The sequence below is a fragment of the Pseudoalteromonas sp. SG41-2 genome (assembly GCF_014164535.1).
Classification (GTDB): domain Bacteria; phylum Pseudomonadota; class Gammaproteobacteria; order Enterobacterales; family Alteromonadaceae; genus Pseudoalteromonas; species Pseudoalteromonas rhizosphaerae.
In genome coordinates this window covers 42,581-68,312 of the sequence record NZ_JACJFK010000008.1, presented here as the reverse complement: position 1 = coordinate 68,312, position 25,732 = coordinate 42,581, and the positions used below count along the sequence as shown (strand labels likewise).

The window sequence follows — 25,732 nt, the reverse complement described above, 5'->3', positions numbered from 1 at the left end:
CATTGGGCGGTATTTTTTTTGTTTTAAATTTATTGTTATTACCTAAAATGGTTACATTTTTTGTTTCAATGTTGTTTTTTTGTTTCTTGCTGGTGTAGTATTCGGGACTTAATGTTTCTTTTTGGGAGCATTTAATAACAATAATCTCATCAGAGGAATTTATGTCTAACAAGTTAATAACAAAAACAGCCTTATCAATTGCAGTATCATCAGCACTAATGGCGGCATCGGTAAATGCACAAACAGTGCAAGCAGCACACAGTATTACCGCTCTCAATAATTTCTCTACAGCTACATTTAATGAAACCGATGTTAAAGAACAGTTACCATCAGCTCATATGATTGTGCTAAGAGCGACAACCGCTGCCGATCTAATGGCGCAAGGTATTTATCAAATAGGTGACAGCCGTGCAACCATTGCACAAATTGAGCAAGTGCAAAGTGCAGTGACAATTGAACTAAGTAGTCTAGATTTTGGTACAAAAGTAATTGGCCAAACTAAAGTGCTGGCGCCTACTTTGATTGTACAAGCAAGTCCTGAGGCGTTAGAAAAAATTGCCCGTGACTACCGAGTTGAGAAAGTGCTGCCAATGTATGATTATGAATTACATGTCGCCGCATCTGCAGATTATTTAAAAGCTTCACCATTGGTTGCAAATGGGGTTGTAACAGGTAAAGGTCAAACGGTAGCGGTACTGGATACAGGTGTTGACTACACGCACAACGTTTTTGGTGGTGCTGGTACCGTAGAGGCGTATGACGCAGCTCAAGCTGATCCTACTTCTGTAGCTTGGCCGCAAGGCATCGTACATGGTGGCTACGACTTTATTCGTGACGATGCTGATCCAATTGAACATGATCCTGTAGTCGTGATCCCCGATGTTGATGAACCGACCAGTCATGGTACGTCTGTTTCTCACTCTGTTACTGGAATTGCTCCTGAAGTAGAGTTATATGTGTACTCAGTGTGTGGTGGTGGTTGTCCAAGCGCAGCACAAGCATCAGCATTAGAAGCGGCAATGGATCCTAATGGTGATGGCGATATCTCTGACCGCGTAGATGTTATTAATATGTCTTTAGGTGGCGAGTTTGGTGGCACTGAAACTGACGGAGGTACTCAATACTTAATTCAAAAAGCGGTTGATTTAGGTGTAAATGTTGTTATCTCAGCAGGCAATGATGGCGATCATCCTTTTCGTATTGGGGGACCAAGTACCACGCCAAACGCACTTGCAGTTGGTGCGATGACGCATCCAACATTAGATATTGGGATTGCTTCAGGTACCGTGCTTGGAGAAGAGGTTGTTTTTCAAGTTTCAGGTTTTGGTCCGCAAACCGCATTTGCTATGGCAGATACCGATGCTGAACTTGTTTACCCAACCGCAAATCAAAATGGCTGTGAAGCATTTTCAGAAGACACCGATTTTAATAATAAAGCGGTGCTTATAGACCGTGGTGAATGTAATTTCACGAAAAAAGTACTGCATGCACAACAGCGCGGCGCATCGTTTGTATTTATTGCAAATAACGAAGATGACGGTACTCCTGCTTCAATGGGTGGATTTGATGCCACGGTTACTATCCCAAATATTGGCATTACTTATGCTGCCGGGGCAGCGATAAAAGCGGAGCTTAAAGCATCAGGCAAGGCTGCATATAGCTTAGTTGTTGAGCGTAAAGTAACATCAGGTGCTGTGGCAACCTTTTCATCGCGCGGTCCATCAATGGATGGTTTATTAAAACCTGAAATCACAGCGCCAGGTACAAGCATTATGGTTGCAGCAACTGGTACGCAAGATCAACTAGCTCCAGCCTCAGGTACATCCTTTTCAGGACCGATTACTGCCGGTGCGGTTGCGTTAGTACGCGCAGCACACCCACAGCGTAATGCCTTTGAAATTAAAGCAACATTAATGAATACGGCAGATCTAAATGTGACTAATGAGCCGCTTAGCACAAATCCAGATTCTGAATTAGCACCAATTAGTATGATTGGTGCTGGTTTAGTTAACGTTGAAAAAGCGGTTAATCTGCCTGTTGCAGCATGGGTTGATAATACCGAGTTTAAAACTAAACAAGCGGCATTATCGTTTGGCTTAGAAAACTTTACTGGCGTTAGGTCAATCAGCAAAACAGTCACCGTGAAAAATTTCTCGACACAAGAAAAAACCTACAAATTACGGACTGAAGCACGTTACGCAAATGATAAAAACAGCGGTGCAATCAGTTGGGATATTCCAGGCAGCGTAACAATTCCCGCAGGTCAAACTACAGAGTTTGATGTAACGCTAACGGTTGATCCTAGTAAATTGCACGAGTGGAAACTGGAAAACCCATTTGATGCCGAGTCGGTAGCTGCACGAAGCGCCGCATTAACGCTCGCAGAGTTTGACGGCGCCTTAGTGTTTGACGATGTGGATGATACTGATTCAGATTATGCGCTACATGTTGTTTATCATGCGCTACCAAAAGCGGCTAGTGAATTAAGTATTGCTCCGGAAGTGGTTGGTAATGAGATGCAACTTATCGTTGAGAATACCGGGGCAACAACAGTTTCAACAATGACAGAAAATATTGTTGCAACTGGTAAAGTTAAGTCAGCAGCAGAGGCACCGTTCAATATTCTTGCAACGACATTCAATGCAATAGCAGCTGAAGGATGTGAATCTGGTGTATTAGTTACAGCATCGATTCAGTTACGTGATGAGATCACTCATGTATTCCAAGCAGGTTATCGTTTAGATATAGACACCAACAACGATGGTGCCTATGACTTCCTTATGCAGAACTACAATGACCGAGGTCGTAAAACGACTTCGCCAGGGCGTTCACGTACTGTTATTGGTACTATCGATGACACTGGCGCAGAAACGCTTCGGTTTTTGACACCGTTATATCAATCAGCTGGTGCAGATACCATTACCTTCTCGGTATGTAGCAGCACACTGGGGTTAACACGTGATAATTTAGGTGATCCGTTAAATATTAAGGCATCTGTAGGCTATCCATCTTATGGTGGCGGCGTGTACTTTGAAACAGATAGTCTAGTTGGCGCTACGACCTTTAGTTCTTCAGCGTCAGTGAGTTTAACTGCGGTGGATGGCAGTGATACAGTCGTAAATCAACTTGCGCCAGGTGAAAAAGCGATTGTGAATGCTAGTGCGCCATTTGCTTTTACAGCATCGTCATTACAAGATGTACTGAAATTAGTGACTGCTGAAGACTTAGTGTTACCAAAAACGCAGGCTCCTAAGCTTGCAAATGCATCATTTGATGTTGTTGAAAATGCGGAAAATGGCCATCTCGTTGGCACCTTGAGTGTTGTGGAATCAGATAGAGATTTAGCGATTGCTGAGTTTTATGTGCAATCGCAAACTCATCAAGGCTTTAGTGTTGATAATAAAGGGCAAATTCTTGTATCAAACAGCGAGTTAGTTGATTTTGAAGTTGGTAAGCACATCGCTGAACTAGTCGTTGTTGCCATCGATACTTTGGGAAATACATCAGAGCCTGCTGTTATTACTATTAACATTACCAATGTTGCAGATGAAGCGAGCGAAGTAACCCCAATTATAAATTCTGGCCAAGTATTCTCTGTTGCAGAAAACACCCCAGTAGCTACCGCATTTGCTCAATTAGCTTTCACAGATCCAGATAACAGTTCAATCACTATGTTTACTGTAGCGGGAAGTGATGCAATCACGATTGATAATACGGGGATGCTAACCGTTGCTCAACTACTTAATTTTGAAGAGCAAAGTACTATTACGTTAGAGATAGTCGCAATTGATGAAGATGGTCATCAGTCAGCTGCTGAAATTGTGACGATTAACGTGTTAAATGTCGCTGATGAAGGAGCAGAAGTTGCGCCAATTATCGAAGCCGGGCAAACTTTTAAAGTGCAAGAAAATGCCGTGGTAGGCACTGTGATTGGTCAAATACGTGCTATTGATCCAGATACAGCAGTAACACCAATTGTAAGCTACACAGTGGCAGGTCATAACGGTATTGCAATTGATGAACTTGGCCAAATCACAGTGGTGGGTGACGTTGATTATGATGCAACACCTGAGATAAAGCTGATGGTTAGTGCAACGGATAGTGCTGGTAATCAATCTGCAGCTGTTGAAGTAACAATCACTGTAGCGCAAGACGCATTAGAAAACACGCCAGTTATTGCTGATAAACAACGCTTTAGTGTTGATGAAAATACAGCGCTTGGCACTGTGATTGGTAAACTTAACTTTAGTGATCCAGATGCTGATGTAAGTCCTGTTACTAAGTTTATTGTGTCAGGCACTGACTTAGTCACTGTTAATGCTGCGGGTGAAATTGTTGTTGCAGGTAGTATTGATTATGAATATGAGCGTAACTTTACATTTAGTGTTATCGCTGTTGATAGTGCGGGTAATAACTCTAAAGCTGTTGCTGTTGAAGTACGAGTAAAGAATATTGTGGGCAAAGATGACGATAATAATGACGGTGACAGCGGTTCACTAGCATGGTTAACATTGCTTATTGCACCATTTGCATTTATGCGCCGCCGTAAATAAAAGTAATTGTTTAGTTAGTCATTTTAATTATCAGTGACTAACGAGCAAAGTTAATCAAACAAAGGGAGCTTAGGCTCCCTTTTTACATTGCTTTACAAACTAATATAGGTAATCAACAGCTAGTTAGATATATTGCTAGTAGTGGAATAATAATAACTCTAGGGAATACTATGAAAACACGTCAATCATTTGCGTTAGCGGCTTTGTCGTTAGCTATTTTAGCGGGCTGTAATAAAGCCCCAGAACAAAATAATATAAAATCCGAGGCTGTACAGAGTGAAGCTGCAGTGGTTAATGTAACTGCACCGATAGCCAATAAGATCCCTTTCGAAATGACTATTCATGGTGATACGCGCACCGATAATTACTATTGGATGCGTGACGATGCACGAAAAGATGCAGCTGTCATAGCACACCTTAATGCAGAAAATACCTATACTGATGCGATGCTAAAGCATACTAAAGCTTTACAAACTACTTTGTTTGAAGAGTTAAAAGGGCGCATTCAAAAAGATGATGACTCCGTGCCAACTAAAAGTGGCGATTATTATTATTCATCGCAAACGCGAGGGGATAATGAATACCCGACTTATGTTCGCAGTAGCGATGATAAGGGCACTGATCAACACGTTATATTAGATGTAAATGAGTTGGCAAAAGGCCATGACTATTTCGCGGCAACAGGTTTATCTGTCAGCCCAAATGGTCACTTATTAGCATATGGTGAAGACACGGTAAGTCGACGTATCTACTCTATTTTAGTGAAAGATTTAAAGACCGGTAAATTACTAGAAGATAAGCTCGAAGGGACCGATGGTGATATCGTCTGGGCGAATGATAATAAAACTTTTTATTACATTAAAAAAGACTTACAGACATTGTTAGGTTATCAGGTTTATCGCCATACCTTAGGTACGCCACAAGCACAAGATGAGTTAGTGTACGAAGAGACTAACACAAGTTATTACACTGGCCTTGGTAAGAGTAAAGACAAACAAGAAATTTATATTTGGCATGGCAGTACTAACGCTTCAGGTGTGTCGGTAATTGATGCTAATGACGTCAAGGCGCAGCCAAAGCGCTTAATTGAACGTGAAGAAAACCTAGAATATGATATTGCTAAACTCGGTGATACTTATTACATAGTCACGAACCTTAACGCAGTAAACTTTCAGCTAATGACGGTGGATAAAGATAAAGCGCACGACAAAGCGAATTGGCAAACACTGATCGCCGCGCGTGATGATATTAAGCTTGAAGGCATCGATTTGTTCACTGATCATTTAGTGTATAAAGAGCGTGAAATGGGGCAATCTCGTTTAACGATACGCAACTTAAAGTCGGGTGATGAACAGCAGCTGAGCTTTAATGACAGCAGTTATATGGTCAGAACATATGGTAATAATGAATTAGATAGCGAAAGCTTACGAGTATATTATGCCAGTATGACGACGCCTGGTTCATCGTATGATATCGATTTGAATAGCACAACGAAAACACTGTTAAAACAGCAACAAGTGATCGGTGATTTTAATGCCGATAATTATGCATCGGAGCGACTATTTATTACTGCGCGAGATGGCGTAAAAGTACCGGTGAGTTTAGTTTATCGCAAAGATAAATTCAAAAAAGATGGCACTAATCCATTGTTACAATATGGCTATGGGTCGTATGGGGTAACCATGGATCCAAGTTTTTCTAGTAGTCGTTTGAGTTTACTTGATCGAGGCTTTGTATTTGCTATCGCGCATATTCGTGGCTCGCAGATGCTTGGTCGTCCTTGGTATGAAGATGGCAAGCTACTCAATAAAAAGAATACTTTTAATGACTTTGTTGATGTAACCAAAGGCTTAGTTACCCAGCAGTATGGTGCGCAAGATAAAATATTCGCGATGGGCGGCAGTGCGGGCGGCTTATTAATGGGCGCCGTGGCAAACCAAGCACCAGAGCTTTATCAGGGGATGGTTGCGGCTGTGCCATTTGTTGATGTAGTGACCACTATGTTAGATGCGAGCTTACCATTAACAACCAACGAGTACGGCGAGTGGGGCAACCCAAATGACAAACTATATTATGATTATATGCTGTCTTACTCACCGTACGATCAAGTGAGTAAACAAGCGTATCCAAATATGTTGGTCACCACAGGTTTGCATGATTCTCAAGTGCAATATTTTGAACCAGCAAAATGGGTTGCAAAATTACGTGAGTTTAAAACCGATGATAATAAATTACTGTTTAAAATTGATATGGAAGCAGGCCATGGTGGCGCATCTGGGCGTTTTAAAAGCCTTCAAGATACAGCTCTAAATTATGCATTTATCTTAGATCTAGCTGGTATTAAAAAGTAATAACTGATTTTAGTGTTTTACAATTAAGGCGTGACTTAGGTTACGCCTTAATTTTTTGTCTAAATTAAGTGTTGTGGTTTTGCACACTTGCTCGAGCTTAGCAGTATCGACGACGCTGATTAAAATCTAGACATTAAGACTGAAAAAGGTCAGCATATAGGTATTAACGAAATAAGGAGATGGTAATGGAAGATAATCAACAGGTTGAACCAGTTATAACGAGTAAAGATGAGCGTATGTGGGCGATGTTATGTCATTTAAGCGCATTAGCCGGATTTATTATACCTATGGGTAGTATCATCGGTCCGCTGATTGTCTGGTTAATAAAAAAAGACGAAATGCCATTAGTGGCTGAACATGGGCGTAAATCGCTTAACTTTCAAATCACTATGTTCATAGCATATATAGTGTGTTTGATTTTGATGTTTGCAGTTATCGGGGTAATTCTATTACCTATAGTCGCTATTTTCTCGTTTATTATGGTGGTGATTGGCGCAATCAAAACTAATGACGGTAAAGAGTTTAATTACCCATTTAGCTTACAATTGATAAAATAAACCACTCTTCATTTTTATTAAACCCAGCAAATGCTGGGTTTTTTATATGCATTAATAAAGGCTTAGATGGCTTATTTAACTCTGTTCTTTACTGCGTTTATTTCGGCAACATTATTGCCAAGCTCATCAGAAGTGGTACTCACAGCAATGGTGACCAAAGGAGAATATTTACTTTGGTTGTTATGGCTCAGTGCCACAGTTGGTAACGTACTAGGTAGTTGCGTTAATTACTGGTTAGGCACGCAAGTCATACGTTTTAAGGATCGGAAATGGTTTCCCGTGTCACAGGCAAGTATCGATAAGGCTGCAGAGCGCTTTGAAAAGTATGGTGTTTATAGCCTGTTGTTGGCATGGCTACCAATTATTGGTGATCCGCTAACAGTTGTAGGAGGCATTTTTAAAGTGCGCTGGTGGACATTTTTATGGCTGGTTACCCTTGGCAAAGGCGCACGTTACTTGCTTGTACTAGCCTTTGCCGTTGGGCTGGATAAGTTGCTTTAAGCTTTACTCCAATCGAGTGTTAGCGATACTGAATCTGCAAAACGCAAAGCGTGAGGTTTATCAACTCGCACTTTTGCATAATTCACGCTGCTATGGCTATGGCAAACACTGAGTATTTCTGCCACTAGTTTTTCAAGCAATAAAAAGTGACCTTGTTCAACAATACTAATCACTTCTTTGGTGATCACTTTATAATTAAGTGCTTGTTCAACTTGATCCGTTTCACAGGCTTGCTCAGCAGGATAGTGAATTTCTAAATTGATCACTACATCCTGCTTTTTCTCACGTTCATCGGGATTAAAGCCAATAAAAGTGCGCAGCCGTAAGTTAGTTACATGGATAATTGCATTGGCCATAGGATCAGCCTTTTACAAGTTGTAAAAACTCATTGCGGGTTTTTGGATCGGCTCTGAAGTTACCTAGCATTACCGACGTACGCATACTTGAGTTTTGTTTTTCAACCCCACGCATCATCATACACATATGTTTTGCTTCCACTATTACACCAACGCCTTTAGCACCGGTGACTTCTTCAACCGCTTTAGCGATTTGATGAGTCAGTTGTTCTTGAATTTGAAAGCGGCGTGCAAACATATCAACAATACGCGCAAATTTCGATAAACCCAGCACTTTGCCGTTAGGAATATAAGCAATATGACAGCGCCCTACAAATGGTAATAAATGATGTTCACACATCGAATAAAGCTCTATATCTTGAATTAAAACCATGTCATCTGCATCAGAAGTAAATACCGCATTATTGGTAATTTCTTCTAATGTTTGACGATAGCCTTTGGTCAAATATTCCATCGCTTTGGCGGCGCGTTTTGGCGTGTCTAATAGGCCTTCACGTTGTGGATCTTCACCTACAGCAGTAATAATTTCGTGGTAACTATTTTTTAATTGATCGTGCATAAATTTCTCGATTAATCCGTTATTTTAAATGTCTGCCACCATCTACGGGTAAAGAACGTCCCGTGATGTAATGGCTGCTAAGCAATAAATCGACGCTGTTTATAATTTCGCGACAACCGGGCTCGATGCCCATTAATGATTTTTTAAGGGTTTTTTCTCGGTACTCATCGCTATCGTGATCATTAAAAATAATTAATGAAGGGGCGATAGCGTTCACTTTAATATTCGGGGCAAACTTAGCTGCAAATGATTTTGTCATATTTTCTAAGGCGGCTTTACTTGCGGCATATGCGATATGCTTTGGACTTCCTTTTTCAACAACATAATCAGTTAAATGAATGATATCAGCAGGGTGTTGCTGCTGTTGCTGGAAATTTAACAGTAACTCGCTAAGCGCTAAGTTAATTAAGTAAGGTGCTTTAGCATGGATCCGCATCATGTTATCAAATAGCGTACTGCTATCTGGATTATTCGCTTCGCAATCCCAACTCGAGGCATTGTGGATCACCGCCTTTAAGCTATTTGTGTGCAGCTTTAATTGACTGACAAACTCATTAATGCCCTTGTCAGTGCTAAAGTCTGCGTAAACACATACAGCACCATGGTCAGATAATTCATCAATAGCGGGATGGCGAGTTCGGTAAGTAATGATAATAGCTTGCCCTTGGGCTATAAAATGTTTTGCCAGTGCTAAACCAATACGTTGGCCGGCACCTGTTATTAAAATGGGCGATGTCATAACTAAATACAAATCCTTAGGTTTTTTAATGCGATGAGCTGGATTACCATGTGTTTACTAACAACTATAAACTAAATTACAGAACTATTTCATCTTTACTGCAAAGATATTGCACTCATATAACAATCTGTTTGTACGCCGTAACGAACAGTTGCGATCATTTGCTCTGCGATGATTGTCAGGCATAATAATAAAACTTCGATTTATGATCCGTAACTATGCAATCATCACCTAAACCGATCCATAAACTGCGTATGATCCCCTGGTTATTTATTGCTGGCGTGTATTGTTCATTAATTGCTTGGCAAGGCGCAAATGCCGCGCTACAAAGTGTTATCGCAGAGTTTAGCATTGCTGTGACTATGGCTTTTGGGTCTTTTGTTGCTGGTGGCACTGCACTTGGTGGTGGCGCAGTAGCATTTCCTGTGATGACTAAGTTACTGGCAATAGATCCTGTAACGGCAAAAGTATTCTCGTTAGCGATTCAAAGTTTTGGTATGAGTGCGGCCGCATTAACCATTATTTTTACCGGTATTCCATATTATCGCCAAGTGGTATTAATCGCAGCTCCTGCTGCGTTAGTTGGCGTATTACTAAGCCTTACTTTTATTGCCGATCAATTACCAAGACTGGTGGTTAAAGGAGTATTTAGCGTACTTTTAATATGCTTCGCATTAACTCTTTTATGGCGTATTTACAGCAGGGTGCAACATGTATGTAGTCAAACCGATATACACGTTAGTACATTTAAAGTTGCATTAGTTGCTGTTATTGGAGGAGTTGCATCTGGCTTAGTTGGTTCGGGAGCTGACATTGCTATTTTTGCGTTATTGATTATCGCCTGCAACGCTAATATTCAAAAAGCGACTGCAACCTCGGTGATTATCATGGCAATAACGTCTGTGGTGGCAAGCATTGCGAACGTATGGTTCTTCAATAGCTTAAGCAGCGAAATACAGTCGTATTTATTAGCGGCTATTCCAGTGGTTGTGGTCGGAGCACCGTTAGGGGCTTATGTTTGTGCTAAAGTGAAAAGCGGGCAATTAATCACATTTTTCTTATTGTTAATTGCCCTAGAAGTGTCATTTACGGTTTATGAGCTTATGAGCTTATGAGCTTATGACAGCCTAAAGATCGTCGTAAATGGTTGGAATAGCTTGGCGTTTATGTTGAGTGCGTAGATAAATTGCGATGAGTTTTTCACTTACCTCGTCACTGACTTCTTTGCCTTCTAAAAAGTCATCAATTTGTTCATAGCTTAAACCAAGGGCTTCTTCATCAGTAAGGCCTGGGCGATCACACTCTAGGTCGGCGGTTGGGGCTTTATTAACGAGTAAATCGGGTGCACCTAACTGCTTGGCTAATGCGCGTACTTGGCGTTTTGATAAGCCAAATAATGGCGCTAAGTCGCATGCGCCATCACCAAATTTAGTATAAAAGCCAGTAATGTTCTCGGCGCTATGATCAGTACCAACAACGAGGCCTTGGCACAGTCCGGCAATTTCATATTGCGCGACCATGCGTTGGCGGGCTTTCACATTACCTTTGATAAAATCAATTTGTGCTTGTTCAGGCAGTGCATCACCGCAACCTACCACTGCAGCTAATGCTTGCTCATGCATGCCGTCTGCTGCGGGTTTAATATTCACTGTTAGGCGTTTATTTGGTTGAATAAAATCAACAGCCAATTGCGCTTCAGCTTCATCAGCTTGCACACCATACGGTAAGCGAACCGCAATAAATTGATACTTGTCGGTTTGTTGCTGCGCATTTAATTCGTTAACGGCGAGTTGGCATAAGCGACCACAGGTAGAGGAATCTACACCGCCACTAATCCCCAGCACTAAAGAGCGTGAATGTGCTGCCACTAAACGGTTTTTTATAAAGTTTACGCGGCGTGTGATCTCGTTGTTGACGTCTATATTTGGCTGGACTTTCATTTCTGCCACTATTTCAGCGCGCATGCTGAGCTCTCCTAATAATATTACTGGTTGTCATGGTTATACCAATTAGCTTAAAAGCATGATCTCTATTTAATGCAATTGGAATTATTATCTAATTCAAAGGGTTTAATTTAAAGCCCTAAATGTAGCTTAATTTTTTGTAATTCAGCTTTTAGCTCATCAATTTCAGCAAGTAACTCATTCAACTCGTCAGCTTTGAGTGCTGGCAATTCAGGTGGTTCTACTGCAACAGCACTTTGTGGATCAGCAAATAAATGGCTGTAACGGCTTTCACGTTTGCCGGGTTCTCGTGGGTGTTTAGTCACATGTTCGGCAGTCATCAAGGCATTTAATGCCGACTCAACTTCAGCAACATTATTAAACTCAGCGAGCCGATTACTGCGGGTTCTTAATTCACCAGGGGTTTGTGGGCCACGTAGCAGCATTAAACAAATAATAGCGCGCTGTTGCTCCGTTAACTGTAAATTACCAAATTCAGTATTGCAAAAGCGATGTGCGAACTTAGTTACGCGTCCAGATAACCCTTCGTCTAATGTAACTAACCGCTGGGAAACTAACGAGTCTAGCGCCTCTTGTACTTCAGTTTCGCTGAGCGTGAGCACTGGCTCTCGGTTCGATTTTTGATTGCACGCATTGGTCAATGCATTTAGTGACAGCGGGTAATGCTCTGGTGTGGTGCTTTGTTTTTCAAGTAGGCAGCCGATCACACGTTGTTCAATAGCAGTGAGTTGCATAATAAATCCTTCTTTTTGTTATGCCTTAGCTTACACCTTTATTGTTTGCCAAGCCATTGTTGCAGTTTCGGATTAAGCGCATCAAAATCGAGTGGTTTGGTTAGGTAATCAGTCATTCCTGCACTGAGGCATTTATCTCTATCGCCTTGCATAGCATTTGCGGTTAACGCAATAATAGTTACGTTTTTGTAGTATTCACCCGCATCCCCATTACGGATTGCCTTAGTTGCTTGGTAACCATCCATTTCTGGCATCTGGCAGTCCATTAACAATAGCTTGTATGGTTCTGTGGTTTTGCTTTTTAGTTTTTCAATAGCTTCCAGACCATTTTCAGCGATATCAAAATTAATGCCTGCTTGTTTTAGTAATGCACAGGCAACGACTTGATTTACTTTATTGTCTTCTACCAGCAGGATTTTGTCTTGATTTACAAAGTGTGTATTGTTGATTGCAATACTTGCTGGTAGTGCATTGTTATTTTGTTGTTGCTCGATAAATTTTTCATTCGCCAAAGAATCAAACAAGTCCGAAGGCGTTAGTGGTTTAAAAATCATGCAATCGGCTTCGATTGGCAAGTTTGCATGTGCTTCTTGTGAGAAACTCATTGGCGCCATAAGGATCAGTTTTACGTGATGCTCACTTAGGTAAATTTTCAATGCATTAATTGCAGCAGCGTCGGCTTGCTGAAAAAAGCTATAATCAAGCAGCACAGCATCAATCAATTCATCGCTCGAATTGAGATAATAACTCAAGGCTAGGTAGTTTTTGAGGATATGCGCACGCGCTCCCCACACGTTTAGCTGTTTTTGCGCAATTGAGCTATTTAACGGGCAAGTATCGACAATTAAAATATGTTTGTTTTTAATTAAATGACTCGGCAAGTCTTGTTCTTTACCCAGTAGCGGCTGTACTTTAATGGAAAAAGTAAAGGTACTGCCTTGGCCATAAACACTCGTGACATTGATTTCTCCATCCATCAAATTACACAGCTGCTTAACAATCGCCAGGCCCAAGCCTGTGCCGCCATATTGGCGAGTAGTTGAGGTATCGGCTTGAGTGAAAGAATCAAATAACGAAGCTTGTTTGTCGGCTTTAATACCAATACCGGTATCAATAATTGAGCAATCTAAAAAAGTCCCGTTAGTGGTATTTTTTAAGTTTGCGCTCACGATAATTTCACCATTATGAGTAAATTTAACGGCATTACCGAGTAAATTATTAATAATTTGGCGAAGCCTATTTGGGTCACTAACAATCTTATTTACATTAATTTTAGTGGCATCTAAAATCAGTTTAGTATTATGTTGCTCTACTTTAAGGGCAAATGACTCGACCACTTCACCGAGTAATTTCGGTAAATTAAAGGCAATCTCTTCGATATCTAATTTACCAGCTTCAATTTTTGAGAAATCCAGAATATCGTTAATTATATTAAGCAGCGATTGCGCTGATGATTGTGCTAATTCAATATGGTGCGTTTGCTGAGGATCTAACTTAGTTTGTTGCACAATATTAAGCATCCCGAGCACACCGTTCATGGGGGTGCGAATTTCGTGGCTCATGCTCGCTAAAAACTCACCTTTAGCGGTTACAGCTTGTTCCGCTGCTTCTTTTGCTGTGACTAATTGTTGCTCGGTTTCTATACGTTGCTCGCTAGAATATAAACTGCCAATTAAAGCGGCAACGGCAATTAAAAAGCTTTCTTCGTTACGCGACCATGCCCGCGGATACTGACAATGCTCAGCACAAACAATACCAATCGCCCCGCTTCCAGTAGGAATAGATACACAAAGCATTGATTTTATATCGAAAGGAGCTAAATAGTGCGCTGTAAGCGGGGCTGTAAATTTATTGCTCAGTGCATTTGAGGCGCGGATCACAGCTTGATTATCAATCGCTGTAAAAAAATCATTTAACTCAGTTTGCTGCCATGCTGGTAACGCAGTGTTATTTGGGGTGTGTTTACCATGATGGGCAAATGATTGCAGTTGATCTCTTGCATCATTGAACAGCCATATACTGGCACGTTCAACATTAAATGCATCGCAAATTGATTGTGTAATGATATCTTTTGCTTGTTTTAAATTACCAGTTAGCACTGCGTTATTAACGGTAAGTGAGGCGAGTACCTCATTGTGCAAAGCAGTTTTACTGCTTTCTAATTCAATGCATTTACGGACGTTTATATCTTGTAAAGAGCCAAAAATCTTAATACAGCGGCCATTACGGATTTCTGCTTCACCATGCACTAACACCCATAAAGCATTACCTTTAGAATCGATGACTTCGAGCTCAACTTCGTAACTTTCACCATATTTAATCGCTCGCTCAACGAGCTTTTTTATCGTGTCACGGCTTTCGCCTTCTTTAAAGTAAGAAAAGTTCGTTGGCCAATCAGGTTGTTCGTCTAGCGGATATTTGAAAATGTTTTTGGTCATATCTGACCAATATACTTGTTGTGTTTCAAGGTTAAATGACCAAGCGCCAATTTTTGCAAGACTACTCATTGTCACTAGCATTTTTTCATTTCTTAGCTGGCGATTGAGCATTTTTAAGAATAATAAGAAAGCTAAAATTAGTAACCCGCAAATAGTAAATATTGCTAATCTCAGCGGCCAAATCGCAGAGTTCGGAGGTGCCCAACCAACTTTAGGAGTAACAAAAATTTCCCACTCGCCACCTTGAAAGGTTAAAGTAAATTCCAGAGGGTTACGCTCTAAAATATCCGCTTTACCACGGAAAAACTCTCCTTTTAGACCCAAGCCATTGCGTCCTTGGATGGCGACATCATAGTCTTCTTCTAGTTCGAAAATACCCGCTCTTTCATATATTTTGTCTATGTCGAGTACCACCGAGAGCAGTCCCCAAAAATGGTTGTCAGGGGGAAGGTAAACAGGGACTCGGGCAATTAATGCCTCACCACCTTGCACTAATGTAAGTGGGCCTGCCATAACTATTTCATTGTTATCACGCGCACGAATTGCATCTGCACGTTGTGCTTTGTTATCTAAAAAGTTTAGCCCTATGGCTTTTTCATTGCCTGCCAATGGGTAAGTCATGCGGATCACCATATTAGGTGCACCACCGATATTGCGTAATTCAGATAAGGTGTCGAATAATGGCGCGGCAATTTGGGCAAAACGTTGTTGATCTAAATTAGGCTCTGCAGCAACTGCAACAGCTAAACCACGCACCAATTGAATATTCGATACTAATGTTGATTCAAGTTGAGTACGGTAGCTACTTACTTCAGATAAAATTAATAGTCGATGAGATTCTTGGGCACGTTTATAACTGATCTGATCAAGCACTAAACTGATTAATAAAATAAAAACGAGCGAGCACCAAAATATCAGTTTAAATTTGTAGACTTGTTTGTGATCATCTGTTTTTAACAATGGCATTAGCGACTTGTGCTTTTATATTTGGCTGTTCAACTATAGTCAATTTATCACGGAAATAAAAATAGTCCGATCAATTGAGCTATTTGTTTTTTTATTTAAATTACCGCACTTTTTTCATAAAACTATGGTTATGATAGAGCTAATCAAGAGTAAAAGGACTGGTTCATGTTTAAAATTATCAAGTGGTTGGTGTTAGCAATCGTAATTTTAGGATTAGCTGCAACAGCAGTTATTTATGGTGTACTGTCAATTAGCTTACCGGCGCTTGATGGTAATGGGCGTAGTAACCACGTCAGCCAAGCGGTAAAAATCTCCCGAGACCAACTGGGTCAAGCAGTTATTTCAGCTGAGAACCGCCTTGATGCTGCGTATGGTTTAGGTTTCGCACATGGTCAAGACCGATTTTTTCAAATGGATTTGTTGCGCCGTAATGCTGCAGGTGAATTGAGTGAACTGTTTGGCAAAGCAGCATTAGGTTTGGATAAAAAAATGCGCTTCCACCAGTTACGAAAACGCAGCGCTGCGATTGTTGAGCAATTGCCTCAAGCAGATCAAGCATTATTAACAAGTTATGCCGCTGGCGTTAACGAAGGCTTAGCACAGGTAGGTTTTAGCAGTTTTGAATATTTACTAACAGGCGCTGAGCAAAAGCCTTGGCGCAGTGAAGACAGTTTGTTAGTGATTTACAGTATGTACTTAGATTTACAAACGGCGACCTTCGAACGTGACCAAGCGTTAATTCAAATTGCCGATATTTATGGCCCAGAAATGGTCAGTTTTTTAACTCAACCCAGTCAATATCAAGCGGCTTTAGATGGCAGCACACTCGCACCTTATAATTTAACTATTCCTGAATTTCCTAAGCAAACCTTACAAGCTTTACTCAGGATTGATGCAAATCAAGAACGTGGTAGTAATAACTGGGCGGTGACTGGGCAGTTAACTACCACAGGTGCTGGGATGCTGTCGGATGATATGCACTTGTCGATGGCGGTGCCGGTTATTTGGTATCGTGCGCAACTTAACTATGCAATGTCAGGAAAAGTGAGCCAAGTGACAGGGGTTTCCTTGCCTGGCGCACCAGCAATTGTGGTGGGAACTAATAACAATATTGCCTGGGGATTTACTAATGGTTACCTCGATACTGCCGATTGGGTAGCATTAACTGATAACAGTAAAACATGGCAAGAAGTTGAGCAAATAGCACTACCCGATGGGTCAATTGAAGAATATAAGCTGACATTGAGTGAGTATGGTCCAGTGCGAGAAATAAATGGCAAGCCTTATGCGCTTAGCTGGGTTGGCCATCAACCTTATGCAGTCGATATGGATTTATTGAAATTAGAACAAGCAACAACTGTCGATGACGCGCTGCTGATTGCCAGTGAAGTGGGTATTCCAGTACAAAACTTAATGGTGGTAGATAGCCAAGGCAATGCGGGTTGGAAAAATATGGGAGCCATTCCAGGGCGTATTAAGCCCAGTGAACTAGCTGTTCAGGAAAATGACTACTCAACACTTTGGCAGCATAATGAACAGCAAAGGCCGGAAGTTAAAAATCCTGTTGATGGCCGTTTATGGACTGGGAACTCTCGCGTTGTATCGGCTTTGGATGACCAGCGTTTTGGTAATGGTGGTTATGCCTTGGGAGCACGATCTAGTCAAATTCGTGATAGATTGTATGAAAAGCAACATTTTAATGAAGCTAATTTTAACCAGTTGCAGCATGATAATCAGGCGCGCTTTTTACAACCGTGGCATGGCTTATTGCTGCAACAGCTTAATAGAAATAGTTCGGCTAATCAGCAGTACATAAAAGAGTTAGAGAACTGGCAAGGTTGCGCCTGTGCAACGTCAATAGGCTACACGCTGGTTAGGCGTTATCGTGATGAAGTTATCAATAGTGTATTTACGGCTATGCAAGCAAATTTACAGGCTCAGGGCGGTTCATTAAAGTATGTTAAACGTGATTTAGAGCCGGCAATATGGCAGCTTATTGAACAGCAACCAGATAGCTGGTTAAATCCACAATTTGCTGATTGGGATGCACAATTAACTGATTCATTTAGTCAAGTTGTCAGTAATTTAAGTAAAGAGTTTGGCAGTAACTTAAAAGGTTGGCAGTGGGGGACAGTTAATGAATTGGTTATTGAGCATCCATTCGCACAGCAAATACCACAACTAAGTAAATTATTAAATATGCCGACAGCGCCAGGATTTGGCGACAGTTATATGCCAGCAGTGCAGGGGCGTAGTTTTGGTGCGTCACAGCGATTTATTGCTCAACCTGGGCATTTAGAAAACGCCATAATGGCCATTCCCGGTGGCCAGTCAGGTCATCCACTATCGCCATTTTATCGCGCAGGATTTGATGACTACGTAGCTGCAAAACCAACGCCGCTATTACCGCAAACACTAATGCATGAGATCACAATATTACCTGCAAATGAGCTTTAAATGAGTAAAGCCACCTTGTTTTGAGGTAGTGGCCGCTTGATTTCGGCCATTACTTTTACTCTTATAAAGTGCAATTAACCTAAGCTTTAGGTCGAAAACCGCTAAACCAGCGTTAATGTTAGCTGAGCAAAGAGGTGTAAAACTAAAAATTTATACCTACTTATACTTACTTCAACACTGTTGTTGGTGCTATCTTAAAAATAAACCAGCGCTAGGTATGCTGCACTAAGCAAGCGTTCAGAGCTGATCACGTATTATGCGCGTATTGAACTATCAAATTTAATGTCCTACGCCTAAAGGAGTTGTGTATGTCGGCAGAAAAAACCCATCTTGAGATTTGTAATTTAACTAAAGAGCAGTATCCACAAGTAAAAACTTTGATGGATCAGGCTTATCCAGATTTAGGTGGTGCATGGCCAAGCCATACTATATTTAGACTGATTGACCAGTTCCCTGAAGGGCAGTTGGGCATGGTGGATGATGGCGTGCTGGTAGGGATTGCGTTGAGTGTGCAAGTTGATTACACGCGCTTTTCTAATCCGCACACCTATGAAGATATTGTTGACGGCCATGACCGGGTATTTAGTGACCCCGATGGTGATGCGCTGTATGGGTTAGATGTGGTTATTTCGCCTACTCATCGTGGTATGCGTTTAGGGCGCAGGCTTTATGATGCGCGTAAAGAATTATGTCGTCAGTATAATCTGCGGGCTATTTTGGCGGGCGGACGTATTCCGCGTTATTACAATCATAGCAGTGACATGAGTCCAACAGAATATATTGCCAAAGTCGATCATAAAGAGCTGTATGATCCAATTTTAAGTTTTCAATTGTCGAATGATTTCCAGGTTAAACGCTTACTTAAAAAGTATTTACCGGAAGATCAAAATTCGGTGGGTTATGCCACGCTACTTGAGTGGAATAACATTATGTTTGAACCGACCGACACGGTACTTGAATCAACGAAGTCGATAGTGCGAGTAGGCGCAGTGCAATGGCAAATGCGCAGTGTTGAGTCGGTTGAAGAAATGCTCACGCAGGTCGAATATTTTGTAGACACAGTGTCTGATTACAAAAGTGATTTTATTCTTTTTCCGGAGTTTTTTAATGCGCCACTAATGGGGCTTACAGAGCAAAGAAATCAGACTGAGGCTATTCGTTATTTAGCCGAATACACGGAGACTTTTCGTGATGCGATGTCGCGTATGGCGATTGAGTATAATGCGAATATTATCACCGGCTCAATGCCGCTTGCTGAAGGCGATAAAATCTATAATGTCAGTTATTTATGCCATCGCAGTGGTAAAATTGACGAACAACGTAAAATTCATATCACGCCTCATGAACAAAATGACTGGGTGATTCAAGGTGGTGACAAAATTGCGGTATTTGATACTGATGCTGGACGCGTGGGTATTCAAATTTGTTACGATGTTGAATTTCCTGAATTGTCACGTATTTTAGCAAAACAAGGTCTCGATATTCTGTTTGTGCCATTTTGGACCGACACCAAAAATAGTTATTTACGAGTACGCCACTGCGCGCAGGCGCGGGCCATTGAAAACGAATGCTACGTGGTTATTGCCGGATCGGTAGGTAACTTACCAGAAGTTGAAAGTCTTGATGTGCAGTATTCACAATCAGCGGTATTAACACCGTCTGATTTTTCGTTCCCTCATGATGCTACGCTTAATGAAGCAACCCCCAATACTGAAATGCTGTTATTTAGTGATTTAGATATGGATAAATTAAAAGTTCTGCACAGTGAAGGCACGGTGCGTAACTTAAAAGATCGTCGTGAAGATCTGTACGATGTAATATTGAAAAAGAGAGTAAATTAATGGCGTGGATTTATTTAATTATTGCAGGCTTGCTGGAAATTGGCTGGCCTGTAGGATTAAAAATGTCGCAAGAGGGTGAACATCGCTGGTTAGGTATTGGCATTGCAGTGGCGTTTATGGTCGCCAGTGGTTTTATGTTATGGCTGGCACAGCGTGATATTTCGATGGGGACTTCCTACGCAGTGTGGACAGGCATTGGCGCGGCAGGAACATTTTTAGTAGGGATACTATTTTATAATGATGCAGCAACATTCGGCCGTATTGCCGGTGTATTAATGATTATTAGCGGCGTTATCACATTGAAAATCAGCCATTAATTCAGTGAATTAAAAAATCGAAAGGCGGCCATGTTGCAGTGAGCCGCCTTTGTTGTTTATATCGAAGGTAACATGACTAATACTGCGGCTATAGCAATTAACACCAGCCCTGCGGTATCTTGACGTTTTAAAGGCTGCTTGAGCCATAAAACTGAGATCAAGATTGTAAAAAATACTTCTACTTGCCCTAAGGTTTTGACATAGGCAACATGCTGTAAACTCATCGCACTAAACCAACCAATCGAGCCTATGCAGCTAAAAAAACTCACCGCACTGGTGGTTTTTTTATGGTTCCACATAGCTCGAAATGTTGAGCGTTCCCTTACTGTAATATAACCACATAGCATGATAGTTTGCAGGCTGATAATAAGCAGTAAAACCCATGCTGCGGAATAAGGAAACGACAGGCCTGAGTTTAGGCTTGCTTCGCGTATCCATGATGAGGAGAGTGCAAATGCTGTCCCACAGGCCAAGCCTAGTAAGGCTGTTTTTAAGCTAAAGTGCTTAATGTTAGCAATTCCACTTAATAGTAATACTGCAATTGAGCCAATAAACACGCCAAGCCAGCCTAATAAAGATAGCGTCGCGCCAAAAAATAATACTCCTAGTATAGCCGCAACAAGAGCTTCACTTTTTGCAAGACCAGCACCAACAGCAAAGTTATTCATTTTAAATAACGTCACCATTAATCCTGTTGCAATAATTTGCACTATGCTCGCGCCGACAATGTAGCTAATAAAAGCGAGGTTGAAGGTGGGTAAGGGAGCATCTTGATAGAGATATAATGAAATGAGGTATGCCAAAGCAAGTGGGCTTGCAAGTATAAAGCGCGCTAAGGTGACGCCTGCAACACTCACATGCGCACTTAGTTTACTTTGTAAAGCGTTGCGCCACGACTGCATAAAAGCGGCTAAAATAGTTAAAAAGATCCAAGTCATAATGAAAAAACAGCAATTCACAGAGGCGGATAAGTTACCAGTGCCAGAGCTCTAAAGCGAACTAAGATTCCATAAAATGAAAATATCTTTGCTGCGACAATATGCCACAGCTGCAAATCCAACTTTTTGGGCTATAGTTATCGCGATGTTATTGTTAGTCGCAATGCCTTGTATTTATTTCATATAAGTCATTGCGGCTTTTTTATTACTCAAGTCAATTACGCGATCAGTTTAGCTGTGCTAAGTTAATGAAAACTATGATTAGGAGTAACGATGACGATATTACTTATTTGCGCACTACTTGCTGTACTGATGCCTTACTTTGCCAAGGCCCCCGTGGCATTTGCAATGAACAAGCTCGATGGCTACGATAATAAGCACCCAAGAGAGCAACAGTCTAAGCTCACCGGATTTGGCGCAAGGGCGCTGGCAGCACATCAAAATTGTTTTGAATCATTGGCCGTGTTTGCTGTAGCGTTAGCCACCGTGCTGGGCACCAATAATGTCCACCAAGTTACTGAGCTATTAGCCATTACTCATATTATTGCCCGCGTTCTATATTGTGCTTTTTACTATCTAAATTTAGACGTACTGCGTTCTTTATCATGGCTGGTTGGTTTAGCTGCTGCAGTCGCTATGATTGTTGTGTGCTTGTAATACCAATCATGTTAAGTTCCTGACCATTTACAGCGACAGATAAATACAGTGATAACAAGGCGTAAATTTTGACATGTAGTTGTTCTACTTGAAAAAATTATAACGCAGTTAGCGCTTTATTTAGTTCGCTAGAATGTTTAAATATTTAAGTTGATTGGTATAAGCTTTGTTTTTTAAAACGCTAAAGCAAGCGGCTTCAATAAGGCGCTTGCTTTAGGGTCTTGGTTGTTAAAATTTACTTAGCCGCAACAGTCACCTTTTCAATCAGTTCTTCTGATTTGTAATTACTGTCAATTGCAAAGTCTAACTGTACCAATACATCTTTAAAGCCTGAATTTGAAGGCTTATATTGCCATTGCATTAGCGCTTTTTTTGCCTCTTTATCGAATACTCTTTCAGGTTTGGCATTCACAACCGACACATTTTGTGTCTTTCCGGCTGGGCTAATATCGTATTTTAATACTACTGAACCGCTTATACCTTGTTCAGCTGCCTGTATCGGGTAAAGAGGCTCAATACGCATGATGGGTGAAATAGCTTGCACCTTACTTATTGCTTCTGGTTGTTTTGCGATAGCAAAGCTGCTGATCATACCCGCTGCAAAAATAAGTAAAGCGCCTTTGGCAATCATTGAGCTATTGCCGGTGTGTTTGATTTGATTGAGTCGTTGTAACATCGTGTTTTTATCTCCATAGTGTGAGTAAGCTATTAACCCTGCACGGCTATTTGCTGCACAGTTGATCAGAGCTTTACTGTATAAAATGCGTTGTTGAGTAGTTTTATTGGTCAGTACTTTTTCGTCGCACGACAGCTCTTGCAAGCGTCTAAAGTTCATGTAGCCAAGCCAAGCCAGTGGATTAAACCAAATCAGCAATGTGGCCATTAATGCCAGCGCATTAAATAAATTATCGGCGCGTTTTATATGTACTTTTTCATGTTCAATGATCAGCGTTAACGCAGTGCTATCAATGTGTTGTGTATAGGCGGTTGGTAGGACTAGCTGATTACTGAATAGCCCTATAACCATTGGTGTACTAACGGCGCTACTTTGTAATAGTTGCATGTCGGGATGTGCGTCAATCAGCACTTTATCATCAAGATTGGTTAATCGTAATTGGTTGATAAACCGCAGGTGTACCACGATGGCAGTTAACGCCAGTACGCTAAATATAGCGCTATAAACTAGTACCCAACTAATACTAATCGTTGTTGAAAAACCTTGCTTGGGGCTGATCAGCATAGTGCTAATGACGTTGTTTGGCAGCGGCTTAAAATGCTCTGGCATATTTGCTAGCAGTAATGTGATTGGTAACATTAGCCATAACTTATAGACAAAGTTAGCATTGAGCCATTTTAGTGAATAGCGTTCTAAAACCAGCAAACTGAGTATCAGTAAGCTGATTAATAGTTGCTGCTCAAGAAGCCAGTTAAAGGTGTTTTCTAACATATTAAGCCCTTACTTTTGCTGTTTTTCCCAGTCATCAATCACCTTTTTAAGTTCGTTGATGTCTTGTTGAGAAAGTTGCTCAGATTTAGCAAAACCGCTGACTAACGGCGCGATACGGCCACTAAAAAAACGCTCAATAAAATTTTGACTTTCTTTTAGCGTGTATTCAGCGCGTTCCATGCAAGGAGTGTAAATATACTGGCGGCCATCTTTTTCAAAGCTGAGTGCGCCTTTTTTTACTAACCGACCGAGTAAGGTTTTAATGGTTTTTTCGTGCCATTGTTTATCATCGCTTAAACGCTCGATAATTTGGCTTGCTGTAGCAGGGTAGTTCAGCCAAAGTGCATCGAGCACTTCAAATTCTGCTTTTGATAATTCAATCATATATATATTGCCTACAGGTGTAATCTTTAACTTAAGATTACACCTGTAATCAAACTTTGCAACTATTTTATATAAAAATAATTAGTTTTTTAAAATGTCAGATTTATTTATTTTACGATAGGTATTTTCTGGCAGGCTTAGGGTGGCCAAATTAAGCTCGGCAATTTGTTCTCGGTAAAGGTCAATCACTTTATAGCCACAGTAATGGGCCATTTTTCGGATTTGGCGATTCAGCCCTTGCTTTAAAATAATACTAAATTGGCAGTCGGCTACTTTCTCCACGGTGCATGGCAGTGTGATATGTTTATCAACAGGCACACCATTTGCCATTTTTTGGCTAAAGCTATCATTAAGCGGTTTATCAACAGTGACTAAATAACGTTTTGGTTGGTGGAAGTCAGGATGGATCAGCTGATTACAAAATTCACCATCATTAGTCAGTATTAACAGACCACGAGAATCTTTATCTAGCCTGCCAATCGGGTATACGCGGGTCTCTGTTGGTAGATGGTGAATTAAGCTGCTAGGGTCATGTTGATTGAGTTTACAATCAATTCCTACCGGTTTGTGATAGGCATAATAAATGCGCGTTGCTTTACCTTGTACGCGCGTGTTATTGACGCGTATATCGTCGTTATCATCAACGTGATCAATATGATTGGCTGGGCGTTTATTTACGCTCACCACACCTTCATCAATCAGCCGCGAGGCTTGTTTACGAGAACAAACGCCAGCATGGGCAAGGTATTTAGCTAGACGAGTTTTCTCGCTCATAAATTAAGTCGCTTCGGTTTAAATTGATCAAAGTATATCAAAGCAACGTACAGATAACTTAATCCACTGTAAAAAGGGTTTCACCATGGCGATAAAATTATCAGAACTTAAAAACCATCAGCCTTTGCAAAAAGTTATTGTTCACTCATTGGAAATGGCTTTATACCAAGTGTCGGTGATGATCAACAATGTTGAGTATTATGTAACGGATGAGCAGGGGGAGTTTATTCGTGGCTTAAGCCCATTGCATATTCAAAAACGACTCGACCACCTTAGTTATGCGCAAATGGTATTGCGTCATACCAGCGCATACGATGAAATGTGTGGCCAGAGTGAAAAAGTGGGCAGTAATATGCTTGAGGTGCCTTACGGTAAAAATCATTTATATTAACTTGTTAGTCATTTAAACTGACCTTTTAACTTGGTAAAAAGCGACCATGTATCAGTTTGAAAATGATGATTCACAGGTATTAGAACAGTTATTGCGTGAGCAAATAGTTGCTTATAATCAAGCTCACTTTGATGCACAAAGACTGCCATTGGGGTGTAAATTTGTTGATGAAAATCAGCAAGTGGTGGCGGCTGTAGCTGCTCAATTATTTGGTAACTGGTTACAAATAAATTGGCTTTGGTGTGATGAAAAAGCACGCGGTCAAGGCCTAGCTAGTACGTTACTTAGCGCGATCGAATTAAAGGGTAAGCAGTTAGGTGCGCTGCAAGTTCAGCTTGATACTTTAGATTTTCAAGCTAAACCATTTTATGAACATCGTGGTTATGAAGTTAAATATCAACTCGATAATTATCCTCGCTCTGGCACCCGCTACTTTATGGAAAAATCACTTAGTTAGCTGTTAATGGTTCGCCATCAAAAGTAATGCCCAAGAAGGGGGTTACTTCTGGTGCTAACATAAATGTGCGAATGTTCATGTGATCGTGCTCATTAGGATTGCCAAGTACATCATCACGATAAAACGCGCCAAAGCAATCTAGAGTATTTTGTTTACTTAGTTGGTTTAGTTTAGCAAAAGCAAAAATTTTACATGAGCCATTATTTTCACCAACGGCACTTTTTAAGCCGTGGTTATTGAATGCGCAGGCTGTAAAAGTATAGTTTGCTTCAATCACTGCCATCGTATCGGCAAATGCAATGGTGTGTGGCTCATTAGCCAGACGGCTTAAAAAATCGTTGAGTGTCATAG

Annotated in this window: 22 protein-coding genes; 11 read left to right on the top strand and 11 right to left on the bottom strand. The window is 41.0% G+C overall.

Translation table 11 applies throughout. From position 1 onward, the window contains the following. Positions 1-161 precede the first annotated feature (161 nt). From H5186_RS08185 to H5186_RS08170, 4 genes are all read left to right on the top strand, one after another. Positions 162-4,553, top strand: coding sequence for a S8 family serine peptidase (locus H5186_RS08185; protein ID WP_182794325.1), 4,392 nt, complete (start codon positions 162-164; stop codon positions 4,551-4,553). A 170-nt stretch (positions 4,554-4,723) separates the two neighbouring features. Continuing rightward, positions 4,724-6,904, top strand: a complete 2,181-nt coding sequence (locus tag H5186_RS08180; protein WP_182717485.1) for a S9 family peptidase — start codon at positions 4,724-4,726, stop codon at positions 6,902-6,904. Positions 6,905-7,089: 185 nt separating this feature from the next. Next, complete coding sequence (locus H5186_RS08175; RefSeq protein ID WP_145239994.1) at positions 7,090-7,461, top strand: DUF4870 domain-containing protein; 372 nt, start codon at positions 7,090-7,092, stop codon at positions 7,459-7,461. Between the two features lie 66 nt (positions 7,462-7,527). Then, the gene (locus H5186_RS08170; RefSeq protein WP_145239992.1) at positions 7,528-7,962 is read left to right on the top strand and encodes a YqaA family protein; all 435 of its coding nucleotides are present in this window, start codon (positions 7,528-7,530) and stop codon (positions 7,960-7,962) included. Here the strand turns inward: H5186_RS08170 and folX are convergent. From folX to folM, 3 genes are read right to left on the bottom strand one after another with little or no spacing between them, the layout of a single operon-like run. Continuing rightward, positions 7,959-8,318 (bottom strand): dihydroneopterin triphosphate 2'-epimerase, encoded by a 360-nt coding sequence (folX, locus tag H5186_RS08165; RefSeq protein WP_145239990.1) that lies wholly within the window; start codon positions 8,316-8,318, stop codon positions 7,959-7,961. The genes H5186_RS08170 and folX overlap by 4 nt on opposite strands. 4 nt (positions 8,319-8,322) lie before the next feature. Beyond that, complete coding sequence (gene folE, locus H5186_RS08160) at positions 8,323-8,877, bottom strand: GTP cyclohydrolase I FolE (protein ID WP_145239988.1); 555 nt, start codon at positions 8,875-8,877, stop codon at positions 8,323-8,325. Positions 8,878-8,896: 19 nt separating this feature from the next. Then, positions 8,897-9,616 carry a dihydromonapterin reductase gene (gene folM, locus H5186_RS08155; protein WP_182794324.1) on the bottom strand — a complete coding sequence of 240 codons (720 nt, stop codon included), beginning with the start codon at positions 9,614-9,616 and terminating at the stop codon, positions 8,897-8,899. Between the two features lie 218 nt (positions 9,617-9,834). On the opposite strand from folM, the gene H5186_RS08150 reads away from it, so the two are divergent. Continuing rightward, the gene (locus H5186_RS08150) at positions 9,835-10,731 is read left to right on the top strand and encodes a sulfite exporter TauE/SafE family protein (protein ID WP_182794323.1); all 897 of its coding nucleotides are present in this window, start codon (positions 9,835-9,837) and stop codon (positions 10,729-10,731) included. Positions 10,732-10,743: 12 nt separating this feature from the next. Here the strand turns inward: H5186_RS08150 and nadE are convergent, their stop codons facing one another. From nadE to H5186_RS08135, 3 genes are all read right to left on the bottom strand, one after another. Further along, positions 10,744-11,580 (bottom strand): ammonia-dependent NAD(+) synthetase, encoded by an 837-nt coding sequence (gene nadE / locus H5186_RS08145; RefSeq protein WP_149982194.1) that lies wholly within the window; start codon positions 11,578-11,580, stop codon positions 10,744-10,746. A 110-nt stretch (positions 11,581-11,690) separates the two neighbouring features. Beyond that, complete coding sequence (locus H5186_RS08140) at positions 11,691-12,314, bottom strand: YceH family protein (protein WP_145239982.1); 624 nt, start codon at positions 12,312-12,314, stop codon at positions 11,691-11,693. 38 nt (positions 12,315-12,352) lie between these two features. Next, the gene (locus H5186_RS08135) at positions 12,353-15,718 is read right to left on the bottom strand and encodes an ATP-binding protein (protein WP_182794322.1); all 3,366 of its coding nucleotides are present in this window, start codon (positions 15,716-15,718) and stop codon (positions 12,353-12,355) included. A gap of 165 nt (positions 15,719-15,883) precedes the next feature. On the opposite strand from H5186_RS08135, the gene H5186_RS08130 reads away from it, so the two are divergent. From H5186_RS08130 to H5186_RS08120, 3 genes are all read left to right on the top strand, one after another. Then, positions 15,884-18,175 carry a penicillin acylase family protein gene (locus tag H5186_RS08130; protein WP_182794321.1) on the top strand — a complete coding sequence of 764 codons (2,292 nt, stop codon included), beginning with the start codon at positions 15,884-15,886 and terminating at the stop codon, positions 18,173-18,175. Positions 18,176-18,483: 308 nt separating this feature from the next. After that, a complete protein-coding gene (locus tag H5186_RS08125) occupies positions 18,484-20,016 on the top strand; it encodes a bifunctional GNAT family N-acetyltransferase/carbon-nitrogen hydrolase family protein (protein WP_182794320.1) in 1,533 nt (510 codons plus the stop codon). Further along, positions 20,016-20,333, top strand: a complete 318-nt coding sequence (locus H5186_RS08120) for a multidrug efflux SMR transporter (RefSeq protein WP_149982191.1) — start codon at positions 20,016-20,018, stop codon at positions 20,331-20,333. The genes H5186_RS08125 and H5186_RS08120 overlap by 1 nt, the downstream gene beginning before the upstream one ends. Before the next feature lie 56 nt (positions 20,334-20,389). On the opposite strand, the gene H5186_RS08115 is transcribed toward H5186_RS08120, so the two are convergent. After that, positions 20,390-21,271 (bottom strand): DMT family transporter, encoded by an 882-nt coding sequence (locus H5186_RS08115; RefSeq protein ID WP_145239974.1) that lies wholly within the window; start codon positions 21,269-21,271, stop codon positions 20,390-20,392. 273 nt (positions 21,272-21,544) lie between these two features. On the opposite strand from H5186_RS08115, the gene H5186_RS08110 reads away from it, so the two are divergent. Further along, complete coding sequence (locus H5186_RS08110) at positions 21,545-21,928, top strand: MAPEG family protein (RefSeq protein ID WP_182730742.1); 384 nt, start codon at positions 21,545-21,547, stop codon at positions 21,926-21,928. A gap of 235 nt (positions 21,929-22,163) precedes the next feature. On the opposite strand, the gene H5186_RS08105 is transcribed toward H5186_RS08110, so the two are convergent. From H5186_RS08105 to H5186_RS08095, 3 genes are all read right to left on the bottom strand, one after another. After that, a complete protein-coding gene (locus H5186_RS08105) occupies positions 22,164-23,375 on the bottom strand; it encodes a TonB family protein (protein ID WP_182794319.1) in 1,212 nt (403 codons plus the stop codon). 9 nt (positions 23,376-23,384) lie between these two features. Then, on the bottom strand, positions 23,385-23,759 hold the full coding sequence (locus H5186_RS08100; protein WP_145239968.1) for a BlaI/MecI/CopY family transcriptional regulator: 375 nt from the start codon (positions 23,757-23,759) through the stop codon (positions 23,385-23,387). Positions 23,760-23,840: 81 nt separating this feature from the next. Next, a complete protein-coding gene (locus H5186_RS08095) occupies positions 23,841-24,533 on the bottom strand; it encodes a pseudouridine synthase (RefSeq protein WP_182794318.1) in 693 nt (230 codons plus the stop codon). 85 nt (positions 24,534-24,618) lie between these two features. Here H5186_RS08095 and H5186_RS08090 point away from each other — a divergent pair, with 85 nt between their 5' ends. Continuing rightward, entirely contained in the window at positions 24,619-24,924 is a 306-nt protein-coding gene (locus H5186_RS08090) for a DUF6482 family protein (RefSeq protein ID WP_145239964.1), read from the top strand. A gap of 46 nt (positions 24,925-24,970) precedes the next feature. Further along, a complete protein-coding gene (locus tag H5186_RS08085; RefSeq protein WP_182739439.1) occupies positions 24,971-25,381 on the top strand; it encodes an N-acetyltransferase in 411 nt (136 codons plus the stop codon). On the opposite strand, the gene H5186_RS08080 is transcribed toward H5186_RS08085, so the two are convergent. Next, positions 25,374-25,730 carry a HopJ type III effector protein gene (locus H5186_RS08080; protein ID WP_145239960.1) on the bottom strand — a complete coding sequence of 119 codons (357 nt, stop codon included), beginning with the start codon at positions 25,728-25,730 and terminating at the stop codon, positions 25,374-25,376. The two genes, H5186_RS08085 and H5186_RS08080, sit on opposite strands and share 8 nt — an antisense overlap. Between the last annotated feature and the right edge of the window lie 2 nt (positions 25,731-25,732).

Bases quoted from the DNA above. Each gene is read 5' to 3' on its own strand.
- H5186_RS08090 (WP_145239964.1), top strand. From the start codon at position 24,619: ATGGCGATAAAATTATCAGAACTTAAAAACCATCAGCCTTTGCAAAAA.
- H5186_RS08135 (WP_182794322.1), bottom strand. From the start codon at position 15,718: ATGCCATTGTTAAAAACAGATGATCACAAACAAGTCTACAAATTTAAA.
- folE (WP_145239988.1), bottom strand. From the start codon at position 8,877: ATGCACGATCAATTAAAAAATAGTTACCACGAAATTATTACTGCTGTA.
- H5186_RS08100 (WP_145239968.1), bottom strand. From the start codon at position 23,759: ATGATTGAATTATCAAAAGCAGAATTTGAAGTGCTCGATGCACTTTGG.
- H5186_RS08115 (WP_145239974.1), bottom strand. From the start codon at position 21,271: ATGACTTGGATCTTTTTAACTATTTTAGCCGCTTTTATGCAGTCGTGG.
- H5186_RS08110 (WP_182730742.1), top strand. From the start codon at position 21,545: ATGACGATATTACTTATTTGCGCACTACTTGCTGTACTGATGCCTTAC.
- H5186_RS08105 (WP_182794319.1), bottom strand. From the start codon at position 23,375: ATGTTAGAAAACACCTTTAACTGGCTTCTTGAGCAGCAACTATTAATC.
- H5186_RS08170 (WP_145239992.1), top strand. From the start codon at position 7,528: ATGGCTTATTTAACTCTGTTCTTTACTGCGTTTATTTCGGCAACATTA.
- H5186_RS08140 (WP_145239982.1), bottom strand. From the start codon at position 12,314: ATGCAACTCACTGCTATTGAACAACGTGTGATCGGCTGCCTACTTGAA.
- folM (WP_182794324.1), bottom strand. From the start codon at position 9,616: ATGACATCGCCCATTTTAATAACAGGTGCCGGCCAACGTATTGGTTTA.
- H5186_RS08080 (WP_145239960.1), bottom strand. From the start codon at position 25,730: ATGACACTCAACGATTTTTTAAGCCGTCTGGCTAATGAGCCACACACC.
- nadE (WP_149982194.1), bottom strand. From the start codon at position 11,580: ATGCGCGCTGAAATAGTGGCAGAAATGAAAGTCCAGCCAAATATAGAC.
- H5186_RS08120 (WP_149982191.1), top strand. From the start codon at position 20,016: ATGGCGTGGATTTATTTAATTATTGCAGGCTTGCTGGAAATTGGCTGG.
- folX (WP_145239990.1), bottom strand. From the start codon at position 8,318: ATGGCCAATGCAATTATCCATGTAACTAACTTACGGCTGCGCACTTTT.
- H5186_RS08185 (WP_182794325.1), top strand. From the start codon at position 162: ATGTCTAACAAGTTAATAACAAAAACAGCCTTATCAATTGCAGTATCA.
- H5186_RS08085 (WP_182739439.1), top strand. From the start codon at position 24,971: ATGTATCAGTTTGAAAATGATGATTCACAGGTATTAGAACAGTTATTG.
- H5186_RS08130 (WP_182794321.1), top strand. From the start codon at position 15,884: ATGTTTAAAATTATCAAGTGGTTGGTGTTAGCAATCGTAATTTTAGGA.
- H5186_RS08095 (WP_182794318.1), bottom strand. From the start codon at position 24,533: ATGAGCGAGAAAACTCGTCTAGCTAAATACCTTGCCCATGCTGGCGTT.
- H5186_RS08125 (WP_182794320.1), top strand. From the start codon at position 18,484: ATGTCGGCAGAAAAAACCCATCTTGAGATTTGTAATTTAACTAAAGAG.
- H5186_RS08180 (WP_182717485.1), top strand. From the start codon at position 4,724: ATGAAAACACGTCAATCATTTGCGTTAGCGGCTTTGTCGTTAGCTATT.
- H5186_RS08175 (WP_145239994.1), top strand. From the start codon at position 7,090: ATGGAAGATAATCAACAGGTTGAACCAGTTATAACGAGTAAAGATGAG.
- H5186_RS08150 (WP_182794323.1), top strand. From the start codon at position 9,835: ATGCAATCATCACCTAAACCGATCCATAAACTGCGTATGATCCCCTGG.